This is a genomic window from Agrococcus sp. ARC_14 (genome assembly GCF_022436485.1).
Classification (GTDB): Bacteria; Actinomycetota; Actinomycetes; order Actinomycetales; family Microbacteriaceae; genus Agrococcus.
On record NZ_JAKUDO010000002.1, the window covers coordinates 34,142 to 46,554 of the forward strand.

A 12,413-nucleotide genomic window follows, 5' to 3' on the forward strand; every position below is an offset into this window, starting at 1 on the left:
GTCGCGGGGTCTCAGAACATGATGACGCTTCGCCCGCGGGCACCCGAGCGCATGAGGTCGAATGCGTCGTTCACCTCGTCGAGGGCGAAGCGGTTCGTGATGAGCCGGTCGATCGGCAGCCGTCCGTCGAGGTAGAGCTGCGCCAGCATCGGGAAGTCGCGCGCGGGCACGGTCGAGCCGTAGTTCGAGCCCAGCAGCGACTTGCCCTCCTCCGCGAGCGCGAGCGCGTCGATCGGCACGGGGCGGTCCTGCGGCGGGAGCCCGACGATCACGGCCGAGCCGCCGCGCTTGAGCGTCGCAGGCATGATCGCGATCGTCTCCGGCCGACCGATCGCCTCGAAGGCGACATCGACCCCCTCGGGCACGAGCTCGCGCACCCTCTCCGGCAGCGACGCATCCGACCGCACCCTGTGCGTGGCGCCGAACTCCCGCGCCAGCTCGAGCGACGCATCCGTCACGTCGGCGGCGATGATCGGGCTCGCGCCGGCGAGGGCGAGCCCCATGATGATGCTGATGCCGACGCCGCCCGCGCCGATGACGAGCGCCGAGCGGCCCGCCTTCAGCTGCGCGTCGTTGACGACCGCGCCGACGCCGGTCGCGATCGAGCAGCCGATGAGGGCCGCCACGTCGAACGGCAGCTCCTTCGGCACCTTGATGGCCGCCTGCTCGGCGACGACGACGCGCTCGCTCATCGAGCCGACCGCGAGGTACGGGTAGGCGGTGGCGCCGTCGAGCGTCATCGGCGTCGACCCATCCGGCAGCACGCAGGCCTCGGAGCCCGAGCCCGTGCACACCCAGGTGCGGCCCTCACGGCAGCTCGTGCAGACGCCGCACGGGTAGAACCAGGTCATGATCACGTGATCACCGGGTTCGAGGCTGCGCACGCCCTGACCGACGGCTTCGACGACGCCAGCGCCCTCGTGGCCCATGATCGTCGGAGTCGGCATCTGCCAGTCGCCGTCGAGCACATGGCGGTCGGAGCCGCACACGCCCGAGGCGCCGATGCGCACCAGCACCTCACCGGGGCCGGGATCACGAAGCGTGACCTCGCGGATGTCGAGGGTCGCGTTGCCGTCGTAGACGGCGGCTCGGGTGGTGGTCATTCAGTCGGCCTTCCGGAACGTGCGCTTGCGGTGCAGCAGTCGAGTGAGCAGCAGGTAGGCGAGCGCGGCGACGATCGCTGAGGGCAGCGAGGCGGTGATCACCGAGAACGCCGCCTGCGTCTCGAGCGTGATTGGGTTGTAGAGCCAGAGGTAGAACGCCGCGCCCAGCAGCAGCGCGACGACACCGGCCCAGTTGACGCCGGCCGGGTAGGCATACATCGTGCCGCGCTGCGCGAGGTGCATCTCGCGCAGGTCGATGCGCTGCCGCCGCACGATGAAGTAGTCGGCGAGCGCGACACCGCACAGCGCTGTGAGGAAGGCGCCAGAGACCGAAACGAAGATCATGAACTGCTCATACATGAACTGCGGGAAGAAGGTCATGATCGCGGGCAGCACGAAGAACGAGGCGGTCAGCACCTTCCACGGCACTCTCGCCAAGAGCCCGCCGGACGATTGCCGGATCGCGAGGATCGTCGAGTAGACGATCGACGACATCGAGGTGATGTTGGCGAAGGCGATGAAGATGAGCACCGCGACGCCCAGCACCGCGCCGCCGAACGGCACCATCCAGACGGTCGGGTCGGAGTCGCCGAGCGTGAGCGCCGCGGCCATGCCGACCACCTGTGCGATGAGCGTGGCGATGAGGAGGCCGCCGTATGCGGGCCACACCGCGGCCTTGCGGGTGCGGGTCATGCGGGCGAGCGAGCCCATCACCGGATACCAGGAGACGCCCACCCCGACGTTGAACTCGACGGCGACCATGAAGTTGAGCGTCTCGTCTTCGAATGGCGCGAGCGGCGAGGCGGTGAGCAGCGCATCCCACGACGTGTTGATGACGAGGAACACCATCATCACGACGGTGATGACGGCCAGGCCCGGCGCGATGATCGCGTTGAAGCGACCGATCGTGACCGGGCCCCGCGAGAGCACCCACCAGGCGATCGCGATGGCGACGAGCCCGCCGATCGTGACGACCGGACCGTACTGCCCCAGGTCGACGCCCGCCATGGTCGATGCGACCTGGCTCGTGGCGCGGCCGGCCATGACGGCGAGCAGCGACGACCAGCCCATCTCGGTGATGAGGATGACGGTGAAGACGAGCGCGCCGACGCCGACGACGCCGAACGCGCCGCGCAGCAGCATGTACTGCTCCGAGCCGTAGCGCTGCGAGGCGACGACCGAGGCGAGCACCATGAAGCACAGGCCGATCGCATTGCCGATGAGCATCGCGGCGATGCCCGCCTCGAAGCCGACGAGCAGCGCTGTCGATCCGCCGACGAGGAAAGCCCAGGTCGCGATCGCGAGGGCGGTGTTGACCCAGGTGAAGTCGAGCGCGCTCCAGCTGCGCTCCTCCTTCAGTAGCGGGAAGGTGCCGAAGACCTGCTCGCTGGCGAGCATCGGGTCGGCCAGCTTGGCCTTCCGCTCGCTCACAGGACCACGACCAGGATGCCGATGACGACGGCGACGACCGTGACGGCCAGGTAGACGGTGATCTCGCGCGGTGAGAGCGGAAGACGGGATGCGTCGTCGCGCTCGTCGCGCTCCACGATCTGGATGCGTCGCTCGAGCTCGGCCGCGACGGCCGGATCCTTGCCGGCTGCGATCATCGCCCGTTCGAACGAGGAGGAGTGCGCCTCGTCGGTCTGGTGCTGCGGAGTGGGGGTCATCGTCGGCTCCTTCGCCGTACTGCGGGACCGCACCGAAGTCGCGGTGCTAAACCCAATCGAATTTGGTTTAGCGTCATCTTGAGGCATCGTGGGCCCGCGAGTCAAGGCGGCGCGGATGCTCGACACCGACTCTTCGGGTCGGATCGCACGACAGGGGACGAGAATGAACGCATGAGCGACGACCGGACGCACGCGATCGCGGTGGCCCAGGCGACTGCCGTGATCGATGACATCGATCAGAACCTCGCGACGCTCGCGAAACTTGTTGCGGCTGCGGCGCAGCAGGGTGCCGACGTCATCGTGACGCCCGAGCTCTTCGCGACGGGCTACGCGCCCGACCGCGCGTGGCGGCACGACGGCGCGGCGATCCGGACGGCGCTCGCGGCCCTCGCGCTCGAGCACCGAGTCGGTCTGGTCGCCTCGTCCGTCGACGCGGAGGGCGACGCGCACCACATCGCCGCTTCGTTCTTCACCCCAGAGGGGGAGGAAGTCTCGCGCGTGCGCAAGCGCCACCTCTTCGGCGGCGTCGAGCAGCGGTGGATGACGCCGGCTGCGGCCTACGGCGATCCGTTCGGCTGGCGCGGCACCAGCTGGGGCGTTGGCATCTGCTACGACGTCGAGTTCCCCGAATTCGCGCGTTCCCTGTCGATCGCTGGAGCCGACATCCTGCTGGTGCCGACGGCCGTGCCGTCGGTGGAGGAGGGCGTCGAGGAGCTCGGCGACGCGTGGCACTACTCGGCCACCCAGACCTCGACATTGCAGGTGCCCGCGCGGGCGCTCGAGAACGGGGTGGTCATCGCCTACGCGAACCACTGCGGGCCCGGCTTCACCGGCCGCAGCTGCATCGCGACGCCGTTCGGGCGCAACGCCGCGCTGCTGGGCGAAGAGCCTGGCGTCGCGGTGGTGCGGGTGCCGGTCGCGGCGATCGAGCGGGCGCGCTCGATCAACAGCTATCTGCCGGATCTGCAGCGCGACTGAGTGAGGCCGGTCGGCGACGAGCGAGCGGCTCGAGACAGCCAGCGCCGCGCGGCCCGCTCAGGTGAGCGTGGGATGCTCGGCGCATGGATGCTGTGAGCTCGCGGCCGTCGGCTCGAGCGGTCACCGTCGCAGGCTGGGGCGCCGTCGTCGCTCCGTTCGTCGGGCTGCTGCTCATGGTGCCGACTGCCGGATGGCTGCTGGTCGCCATGGTCTGGACCTTCCCGATCTGGATCATCGGCTATGGCCTCGTCGCGACGGCGGCGACCTTCGGCATGCTGCGCAGGGGTGGCGCCCTGCGGCCGCCATCGGCCGCGCGCACGCGAGCGATCGCGTGGGCCTGGCTGGCGTCGATCGGCGTCTTGATCGTCGGTATGACGGTCGTCGGCGGCGGCGACGCACCCGATTCGGCGGGCTCGATGCTCACCCGGATGCTCGGGGTCACTGAGAGCGAGTCGGCGTTGTTCGTGGTGTCGGGGGTCGTGTCGTTCGTCGCTGCGGTGCCGTGGCTGGCCGGCTCCGTGGCGCTGGTGGTGGAGTGGCTGACGTCGGTGATCAGGCGGCGTCCGCGGGCGGAGCGCATTGCGCCGCCGGTCGTGCCGTAGGCGTCAGCAGCCTGGATCGAGGGCGAGAGGCGAGGCGCATCGCGACCGCGCACTCGCGCCTGCGATCGCCCGCGCATCCCTCAATAGGTGCGTGTGCGCGCAGGATCACGGGCAGTGCCGCGGGCCGCGGAGAGCTGCATCACCATGTCGGCCCGCAACGATGACACGTCGGTCGCCGCCGTGATGAAGGTGAAGCCCTGCTCCGCCCGCAGAGCGGCCTGCGAGCCGTCGGCGCAGTGCACGCCGGCGATCTTGCCGCGCGCCGTTGCCGCCGCCACCACGCGCTCGAGCTCTGCGTCGAGTCGCGGCAGGATCGCGTCCTCGAACGGCACCCGTGCTCCGAGCGCGAGCGACAAGTCGTACGGGCCCACGTAGACACCGTCCACGCCGTCGACGTCCAGGATCGCCTCGAGGTCGGCCAGGCCCGACGCCGTCTCGATCATCACGAGCACCGTGACGGCCGCATCCGTCTCCTCCGGCGTGGTGCCGAAGTGCGGCCCGAGCCGCATCGGGCCATACGAGCGCCGGCCGCCCGAGGTCGGATAGCGGGCGGCCTGTGCCGCCTCGCGAGCCTCGTCGGCGGAGTCGATCAGCGGCACGATCACGCCGCGCGCACCGGCGTCGAGCACGCGCCCGATCTCGGCGGCACTGTTCGTCGAGACGCGGGCGAACGGCACGGCGCCGCCTGCCGAGATCGCGACCAGCGCCCGCACCTGGGCGTCGTAGCCGAGCAGCCCGTGCTGGCCGTCGACACACACGTAGTCGAAGCCCGCGCGGGCGATCTGCTCGGTCGCCACGATGGCGTCGAGCGTGACCCAGGCGCCCACTCGAGGCGCCTGGGTCTGCTCGGTCGGGTCGAACTCAGACATCGAGCTCTTCGTTGTGCCGCACCTTCACGAAGCAGACCGAGACGAAGCCCACCGCGGCACAGAACACCACGAAGATCGCCACCGGCACCCAGCTGCCCATGAAGATGGCCAGCAGCGCCGTCGCGATGAGGGGGGCAGGGCCACCGACGATCGCAGCGCCGAGCTGGTAGCCGAGCGAGGCGCCCGTGTAGCGGATCTCGGGTGCGAAGTTCTCGGCCAGGACGGTGCCGATGAGCGAGCCGTAGGTCGGCCAGATGACCGCGAACGAAAGGATGATCGCGGTGCCCGCCAGCCACAGGTTGCCGCTCGAGAGCATCGCCAGGTAGGGGAAGATGAAGATCGCCACCGCGATCGAGCCACCCAGGAACACCTTCTTGCGGCCGATGCGGTCGGAGAGACCGCCGTAGAAGAGCATGCCGCCGATGCCGATGATCGAGCCGACGAGCACGAACGCCAGGATCGTGCCGAAGTCGTAGCCGAGCCCGATCGAGTACGAGATCGAGAACGTCGCGAAGATGAAGAACGTGCTCGTCTCGACGAACTTCGCGCCGGTCGAGATCAGCACCTCGCGCCAGTAGTGCTTCAGCACCGTCGCGATCGGCAGCTTCTGCTTCGTGCCTTCGGCCTGCACCTTCCGGAACGACGGCGTCTCGTCGATGCGTGCGCGGATCCACAGGCCCACCACGAGCAGCACGCCCGACAGCAGGAACGGGATGCGCCAGCCGAACGATTCGAACGCCTCCTCCGGGAAGACCGCGCGGGCGCCGATGGTGACGATGTTGCCGAGCGCAAGGCCCGCGAGCGCGCCGATCTGCGGCACGGCGCCATAGAAGCCTCGGCGGTTCTTGGGCGCGTACTCCACGGCCAGCAGCAGCCCACCGCCCCACTCGCCGCCGAGCGCGAGGCCCTGCACCAGGCGCAGCAGCGTCAGCAGGATCGGTGCAGCGACGCCGATGGCGGCGTAGTCGGGCAACACACCCATGAGCATCGTCGCGACACCCATGAGCGTGAGCGTGATGACGAGCGTCTTCTTGCGGCCGATGCGGTCACCGATGTGGCTGAAGATGACGCCACCGATGGGGCGCACGACGAAGGCGAGCGCGAACGAGGCGAAGGCCAGCAGTGAGCTGACGACCGGATCCTCACTGGGGAAGAAGTGGATGTTGAAGATGGCGGTCGCCATCGTGCCGTAGAGGAAGTAGTCGTACCACTCGATGGTCGACCCGACGGCGCTGCCCATGAGGGCGCGGCGGCGATCCTTCGCCGAGACGACGACGGCGGCGCCCCCGGTCGGCGGCTTGTCATTGACGGCTGTGGTCATTGCTTTCTCCTTTGAGAGCGACGCGGATGCGTGGATGTGACGAAGTGAGGGAGGGTCAGGGAACGAGGATGGGTCGCCCCACGGCACCCGTGCGCAGGTGCTCGATCGCCTCGTTGGCATCGGCGAGCGCGAAGGTCTGATCGACCAGGCGGTCGAGCGGGAGGCGTCCTGCCTTGTAGAGCCGCAGGATCTCCGGCAGCTGCACGGGCGTGTTCGACGAGCCGTAGAGCGCGCCGACGATGCGCCGGTCGCCCTGCACGAGCAGGTTGATCGGGATCGAGAGCTCCTCGCCGGCCGCGCCGAGGCCGACGACGATCTCCGTGCCACCGGGGCGCAACGCGTCGAACCCGGCGCGGATCGTGGCGGGGCGGCCGATGGCCTCCATCACGTACTGAGCACCGTCGCCGGTGATGGCGAGCACCCGCTCGGTGAAGTCCTCCACGCTGGAGTCGATGGTGTGGGTCGCACCGAGCTCGCGGGCCTTCTCGAGGCGCGACGGGACGACATCCGACACGATGATCTGTGCGGCTCCCACCAGTTCGGCGGCGATGACGGCCGAGAGGCCCACGCCGCCCGCGCCGATGATCGCGACGCTCTTGCCGGTGAGGTCAGGCATGCCGTTGAGCACGGTGCCCATGCCGGTGATGACGGCGCAGCCGACGATCGCGGCGATCTCCGAGGGGATGTCGGCGTCGATCGCGATGAGGGACTCCTGCGAGACGACCGCGTGCTCGGCGAAGACCGAGTCGCCCATGAGGTGGTGATAGCGCACGCCGTCCTTGCTGAGGCGCGTGCCGCCGCGCAGCAGCTCGTTGGTCTGGCCGTGCACCTTCCCGAGCGCGCAGAGCGCCGGCTTGCCGGTGTGGCAGAACTCGCACTCGCCGCAACGAGGACGCCACATGAGCACGACCTTGTCGCCCGGCGCGAAGGCGGTCACGCCATCGCCGACCTGCTCGACGATGCCGGCGCCCTCGTGGCCGAGCACGATCGGGGTGCGAGCGGCGAGACCGCCCGTGAGGTAGTGCACATCGCTGTGGCAGACACCGGCCGCTTCGATGCGCACGCGCACCTCACCCGGCCCGGGCAGGTCGAGCGTGAGCTCCTCCAGCACGAGCGGCGAGCCGGACTCGTGCATCACCATCGCCTTCATTGCAGGCGCCTCCTCGTTGATAGCAGTGACATCGCGATCTCGATGCCCTGCTGCGAGGTGGGCTGCTGTGCCTGCCCTGCGTGGCGATCGGTGCTCTGACGACGATCGTCACCGTAGGGCCGTGTGTGCGGCTGGTGGCAACTCTGGTTCCGCTGAGCGGAGCAGGCTAGAGCGAGCTGAACACGGAGTTCGCGCGGATGCGTCGGTTCAGCCCGAGCGCCGTGATGCGCACCGCGGGGGCGTACTGAAGCATGTCGGCGCGACCTGCAGGGCCGGAGACCGAGATCGCGGCGATGGGTGTGCCATCGGCTCTGAGGATCGGGCACGCGACGCATTCGACACCGGGGTTCGACTCCTCGATCTCGTGGGCGTAGCCGTTGGTGCGCACGAGCTCGAGCTGGCGGCGCAGCCCGGCCTCGTCCGGCACGGTGCCTGGCCCGAGGAGCTCGAAGGCCTCCGGGATCGCCAGCGCGACGAGCTCGTCAGAGGAGTGCGCCAGCACGGCCTTGCCGCCGGCGGTCGCATAGGCGGGAACCCGCCCACCGACTCGCGAACGGATCACCATCTCGGCGTCTCGCCCGCGCAGGATCTCGACGTAGACCTGGTCGGCGCCCTTGAGCACGCTGAGCTGCACCGTGGTCCCCGTCGCCTGCCGCAGGTCGGCCATGGCGGCCAGCGCGAGCTGCCGCAGCTCCTTCGAGCGCTGCGCCAGCTCGCCGAGCTCGAACAGCCGGATGCCGACGCGCACGCCGTGATCGGCGCGCTCCAGGAAGTCGACGGCGACGAGCTCGCTGACGATGCGCGAGGTGACCGACTTGGCGAGCCCGGCCTGGCGCGCGATGTCGTTGACGCCGAGTACGGGCCGTTCGCCGTTGAAGGCGCCCAGCACCGCGGCCACACGGCCGATCATGGAGCGCGGACTGCTCCGCTCATCGGAACTCATGGCGGCAGTCTAGCTGCGGGTGTGCGTTGATGGAGGGGTCGCGGCGAGGCTGCCGCGCGCGTGAGCCAACAGGAGGACCGGATGACCGAGACCGCAACGCCCACCCTGACCACCGACCAGGTGATCACCCGGGTCGCCGACGCATCCGCCATCTGGTCGACGACGGCGTACGCCGAGCGCGCCCGCGTGCTGCGCGCCATCGCCGATGCGCTCGACGCGGCGGGTGCCGACCTCATCGCCATCGCGCAGCAGGAGACCTCGCTGGCTGGGCCGCGCCTGCGGGGCGAACTGAAGCGGACGACCTTCCAGCTGCGCCTGTTCGCCCGCGAGGTCGAGCGCGGCGCCTTCGTCGACGCTCGCATCGACCGCCCCGACGCCGAGTGGCCGATGGGTGCGCCGCGCCCCGATCTGCGGCGCATGCTGATTCCCATCGGCCCGGTGCTGGTGTTCGCGGCCAGCAACTTCCCCTTCGCGTTCTCGGTCGCCGGTGGCGACACCGCAGCGGCGCTCGCGGCCGGCAACGCCGTGCTCGTGAAGGCGCACTCGGGCCACCCGCGCCTGTCGGACGCCACCGCCGCCGTCATCGAGGCCGCCGTCGTCGAGGCGGGCGCCCCCGCCGACCTGCTGCGCGTCATCCACGGCACGCAGCACGGCGTCGAGGCGCTCAAGCACCCGGCGATCAAGGCGGCGTCGTTCACGGGGTCGATTCCGGCGGGGCGCACACTGTTCGACATCGCCAACGCCCGCCCCGAGCCGATCCCGTTCTATGGCGAGCTGGGCAGCGTGAACCCGGCGTTCGTCGCACCGGCAGCCGCGGGCAGTCGCGCCACCGAGATCGCGGAGGGCTACCTCGCGTCGATCACCGGCAGCCAGGGGCAGCTGTGCACGAAGCCCGGCGTGCTGTTCGTGCCGGCCGAGTCAGGTGTGGTGGATGCGCTGCGTGCGGCGGCAGTGCCCGGCCCTGCTCCGCTGCTCAACGACCGCATCGCGCAGGGGTTCCTCGCGAGCCTCGACGCGCTCGCGGGCCACGACGCGGTCTCGGTGCTGCGCGAGGGTGCGGCGAGCCGTGCTGCCGAGCCCGAGGCGACGCTGCTGCTGACGACGGCGGATGCGGTGCTCGACGACCCCGAAGCGCTGGTCGCTGAGGTGTTCGGCCCGGTCGGCCTGGTCGTGACGTACACCGACGCCGCAGATCTCGCGGTGATCGCTCGCGCGCTCGAGGGCCAGCTGACGGCGACCATCGTCGCCGACGAGGTCGACGCTGATCTGGCGCTGGCGCGCACGCTGGTGCCGGTGCTGGCCGACCGTGCCGGCCGGGTGCTGTGGAACCAGTGGCCGACCGGCGTCTCGGTCACCTCCGCACAGCAGCACGGCGGGCCGTACCCGGCGACCACCGCGTCGTCGACGACGGCGGTGGGCACCGCATCCATCGCCCGCTTCCTGCGCCCGGTCGCGTTCCAGAACCTGCCGGCGGCGCTGCTGCCGGAGGCGCTGCGCGACGACAACCCGCTGGGTGTGCCGCAGTCGATCGACGGGTAGTCGCCTGCGGATGCGCAGCGGCAGCGCATCCGGTGCTCGCTCGCTCGCTGGTGCCAGGCAATAGCGTTGACACCTGAGCGACCAGAGGAGGACACCCGATGCCCGATCGCGCAGACGGCAGCTTCGTCACGCAGTCCGACGCCCTGAGGGTGTGGTGGCCGGCGGCGAGGGATGCGCTGCTCGAGGTCGCGCGTGACTACGGCGCCTGGCTGACGCACGAGCAGCTGAGCGAGCGCATCCAGGCGGCGACTGGCATTTCCACCCGGCACCCCGCGCCCGAGTGGATCGGTCGCGTGCTCGACCGCGTCTCGAACGATGCCGAGTCGCGGGGAGAGCCGCACCTCACGTCGCTCTGCGTCGGGGCTGATCTGGCCATCGGCGCCGACTACCCGTGGGCACCGGCGGGCGGCGGCGAGCGCGCGCGCGAGCAGGGCGCCGCGGAGGACCGCTTCGAGTGCTACCGATTCTTCGGCGCGACGCTGCCGGCGGACGGCGGCGCACCGCAGCTGACGCCCCGCGCGCTCGCGCCTGCGAAGCGCAGTCGCTCGAGCGCGCCCCGCGGTCCCCGCGCTACGCCCCGAGCGACGCCGCCACCGGCGATCCGGGAGGTGCTCTGCACCGAGTGCTTCATGCTCGTGCCCGTGGCGGCGCAATGTCGGGACTGCGGCGCGCCCCTGCCGGAGCCGACTGAGGGGTAACCTCCCTGCGCGAACGCAGCGGCCGCCGAGGACGCAGTCCCTGGCGGCCGCCCATCCGTGCGGCGAGCTACTGCACGGCGATCGTCCAGCCGCCATCAGCCATCACGGTGATGACCGACGGTCCGCCGTTGAGGGGCACCGTGCCCGAGTATGGTCCGATGTCGTTGACGAGCAACGGCATCGTGAACAGGTCTTCGCTGTGCTGCTGCACGATGAAGTTCGCCTGGCCGTCGTGCGTGATCGCAGCCGCACCGGCATCGCCGCCGTAGAGGAAGACGCCGTCGCCGCTGCCGCTGGGCGCAAGCTCCGGCGCGTTCGCGATCGGCGCGACGGTCAGCTCCCACGCACCGTCGGCGGTCACCTGCAGGCGTGCGCCCTCACCGAAGGCGTTCAGACCGTAGGCGGCCTGGCCGCTGTAGTTGCCGATGGTGTTGACGAGCAGGTCGCCAGTCGACTGGTTGCTGCCATCGAGCACCTGCACGATGAAGTTCGCCGAGCCAGTGTGCGTCGCGGTCACGAAGCCAACGCCTGCGGGCAGCTCGATGACCGAGTCTCCCGAACCCTGCTGCGTGACGGGGTCGAAGCTGCCGAAGCTCCCGGCCGCCCACGAGGCGGCGTCGTCGGCAGGCTCGTCCACGACGGGCTCGGCGACCGGCTTCTCTGCAACTTCCTCCGGCTCCTCGATGACCGGCGCTTCGGCCGGCGCCTCTGCCGCAGCGGCGGGCTCGGTCACGGCGGGCACGGCCACCGGCACGCGGCTCCCCGCCGACGCGCCATTGACCGCGCCGAGGATGATGCCGAGCAGCACCCACACGCCGCTGACGATCCACGCGACCTTCTTGTGCTGGTCATACCCGGCGAGCGGGCGCCGCTGCTTGTCGGTCTGGTTGCCCGTGAGGGTGATGATCAGGTCGACGAGCCACCAGATGCCCAGGCCGCCGAGGGTCACGAGCTTGAGGATGCCCGTGCCGATTTTGCCGAGGTAGAAGCGGTCGACACCGAGCAGTCCGAGCAGCATCGCGAACAGCCAGGTCGCGATGAAACTCTTCAGCGGCGCCTGCGGCGCGCTGAGGGGCGGGGCGGATGCGGTGCCAGGCGCAGGCGCATAGCCCTGCGGTGCGTACTGGGGTGCGTGGGCCTGCGGCGCTGCGCCGTAGCCCTGCGGAGGGATGTTGGACATGGATGTCTCCTTCTGGAGTGTGAACCCACCGGCCTGGGGAGTCGGAGGGAGAGGGATGGGATCGAGGAGCTGAGGGCGCCTCGACTTGTCATGAAGGTATGGAGGGGCACTGACATGGCGTGAGCAGTGCCGCCAGCCCTAGGCAGGCTTTACGCATGCCAGAGTCGATCGAATCGTGGCTGGAGGGCCTCCCCGCACCGAGCTCATCGAGCTTCTGCACGAACTCGCCGTCGAGATCGGGGGCGACGGCGCCCGGGCCTGGCCAAGTTCCAGCAGTTGCCCCGTGCAGTCCCAAGCGGCACCAGCGCCTCCAGTTGCTGCTCACTAAGCATCGTGCGAGCGCAAGTTAGTTGCGGCCCGTCG

The 12,413-nt window shown here is 70.1% G+C and carries 12 protein-coding genes; 4 read left to right on the forward strand and 8 right to left on the reverse strand.

The genetic code is table 11. The features are described from left to right. Positions 1–11 precede the first annotated feature (11 nt). The 3 genes from MKD51_RS13425 to MKD51_RS13435 are packed head-to-tail and all read right to left on the reverse strand — an operon-like array spanning position 12 to position 2,770. A complete protein-coding gene (locus MKD51_RS13425) occupies positions 12–1,103 on the reverse strand; it encodes a Zn-dependent alcohol dehydrogenase (protein ID WP_240240990.1) in 1,092 nt (363 codons plus the stop codon). Further along, positions 1,104–2,534 carry a cytosine permease gene (locus MKD51_RS13430; protein WP_240240991.1) on the reverse strand — a complete coding sequence of 477 codons (1,431 nt, stop codon included), beginning with the start codon at positions 2,532–2,534 and terminating at the stop codon, positions 1,104–1,106. Further along, a complete protein-coding gene (locus MKD51_RS13435) occupies positions 2,531–2,770 on the reverse strand; it encodes a hypothetical protein (RefSeq protein ID WP_240240992.1) in 240 nt (79 codons plus the stop codon). Before MKD51_RS13435 ends, MKD51_RS13430 begins: the two co-directional genes overlap by 4 nt. Positions 2,771–2,941: 171 nt before the next feature. Between MKD51_RS13435 and MKD51_RS13440 the strand changes: the two genes are divergently transcribed. Both MKD51_RS13440 and MKD51_RS13445 read left to right on the forward strand, forming a co-directional pair. Continuing rightward, positions 2,942–3,748, forward strand: a complete 807-nt coding sequence (locus MKD51_RS13440; protein WP_240240993.1) for a nitrilase-related carbon-nitrogen hydrolase — start codon at positions 2,942–2,944, stop codon at positions 3,746–3,748. An 83-nt stretch (positions 3,749–3,831) separates the two neighbouring features. After that, a complete protein-coding gene (locus tag MKD51_RS13445; protein ID WP_240240994.1) occupies positions 3,832–4,350 on the forward strand; it encodes a hypothetical protein in 519 nt (172 codons plus the stop codon). Positions 4,351–4,430: 80 nt separating this feature from the next. Here the strand turns inward: MKD51_RS13445 and MKD51_RS13450 are convergent, their stop codons facing one another. The 4 genes from MKD51_RS13450 to MKD51_RS13465 form a co-directional block, all read right to left on the reverse strand. After that, positions 4,431–5,219 carry an aldolase/citrate lyase family protein gene (locus MKD51_RS13450; RefSeq protein ID WP_240240995.1) on the reverse strand — a complete coding sequence of 263 codons (789 nt, stop codon included), beginning with the start codon at positions 5,217–5,219 and terminating at the stop codon, positions 4,431–4,433. Next, entirely contained in the window at positions 5,212–6,540 is a 1,329-nt protein-coding gene (locus MKD51_RS13455; RefSeq protein ID WP_240240996.1) for an MFS transporter, read from the reverse strand. Before MKD51_RS13455 ends, MKD51_RS13450 begins: the two co-directional genes overlap by 8 nt. Positions 6,541–6,595: 55 nt before the next feature. After that, positions 6,596–7,690, reverse strand: a complete 1,095-nt coding sequence (locus MKD51_RS13460) for a Zn-dependent alcohol dehydrogenase (protein WP_240240997.1) — start codon at positions 7,688–7,690, stop codon at positions 6,596–6,598. A gap of 166 nt (positions 7,691–7,856) precedes the next feature. Further along, entirely contained in the window at positions 7,857–8,633 is a 777-nt protein-coding gene (locus MKD51_RS13465; RefSeq protein ID WP_240240998.1) for an IclR family transcriptional regulator, read from the reverse strand. An 81-nt stretch (positions 8,634–8,714) separates the two neighbouring features. On the opposite strand from MKD51_RS13465, the gene MKD51_RS13470 reads away from it, so the two are divergent. Both MKD51_RS13470 and MKD51_RS13475 read left to right on the forward strand, forming a co-directional pair. Beyond that, the gene (locus tag MKD51_RS13470) at positions 8,715–10,172 is read left to right on the forward strand and encodes an aldehyde dehydrogenase family protein (RefSeq protein ID WP_240240999.1); all 1,458 of its coding nucleotides are present in this window, start codon (positions 8,715–8,717) and stop codon (positions 10,170–10,172) included. A gap of 98 nt (positions 10,173–10,270) precedes the next feature. Next, positions 10,271–10,870 carry a hypothetical protein gene (locus MKD51_RS13475; RefSeq protein WP_240241000.1) on the forward strand — a complete coding sequence of 200 codons (600 nt, stop codon included), beginning with the start codon at positions 10,271–10,273 and terminating at the stop codon, positions 10,868–10,870. Positions 10,871–10,937: 67 nt separating this feature from the next. On the opposite strand, the gene MKD51_RS13480 is transcribed toward MKD51_RS13475, so the two are convergent. Beyond that, entirely contained in the window at positions 10,938–12,050 is a 1,113-nt protein-coding gene (locus MKD51_RS13480) for a TM2 domain-containing protein (RefSeq protein WP_240241001.1), read from the reverse strand. Positions 12,051–12,413 lie beyond the last annotated feature (363 nt).

What these genes read in the sequence shown, in the direction of transcription:
- MKD51_RS13465 (WP_240240998.1), bottom strand. Translation starts at nt 8,633, where the DNA reads ATGAGTTCCGATGAGCGGAGCAGTCCGCGCTCCATGATCGGCCGTGTG.
- MKD51_RS13440 (WP_240240993.1), top strand. Translation starts at nt 2,942, where the DNA reads ATGAGCGACGACCGGACGCACGCGATCGCGGTGGCCCAGGCGACTGCC.
- MKD51_RS13480 (WP_240241001.1), bottom strand. Translation starts at nt 12,050, where the DNA reads ATGTCCAACATCCCTCCGCAGGGCTACGGCGCAGCGCCGCAGGCCCAC.
- MKD51_RS13475 (WP_240241000.1), top strand. Translation starts at nt 10,271, where the DNA reads ATGCCCGATCGCGCAGACGGCAGCTTCGTCACGCAGTCCGACGCCCTG.
- MKD51_RS13435 (WP_240240992.1), bottom strand. Translation starts at nt 2,770, where the DNA reads ATGACCCCCACTCCGCAGCACCAGACCGACGAGGCGCACTCCTCCTCG.
- MKD51_RS13425 (WP_240240990.1), bottom strand. Translation starts at nt 1,103, where the DNA reads ATGACCACCACCCGAGCCGCCGTCTACGACGGCAACGCGACCCTCGAC.
- MKD51_RS13470 (WP_240240999.1), top strand. Translation starts at nt 8,715, where the DNA reads ATGACCGAGACCGCAACGCCCACCCTGACCACCGACCAGGTGATCACC.
- MKD51_RS13450 (WP_240240995.1), bottom strand. Translation starts at nt 5,219, where the DNA reads ATGTCTGAGTTCGACCCGACCGAGCAGACCCAGGCGCCTCGAGTGGGC.
- MKD51_RS13455 (WP_240240996.1), bottom strand. Translation starts at nt 6,540, where the DNA reads ATGACCACAGCCGTCAATGACAAGCCGCCGACCGGGGGCGCCGCCGTC.
- MKD51_RS13445 (WP_240240994.1), top strand. Translation starts at nt 3,832, where the DNA reads ATGGATGCTGTGAGCTCGCGGCCGTCGGCTCGAGCGGTCACCGTCGCA.
- MKD51_RS13460 (WP_240240997.1), bottom strand. Translation starts at nt 7,690, where the DNA reads ATGAAGGCGATGGTGATGCACGAGTCCGGCTCGCCGCTCGTGCTGGAG.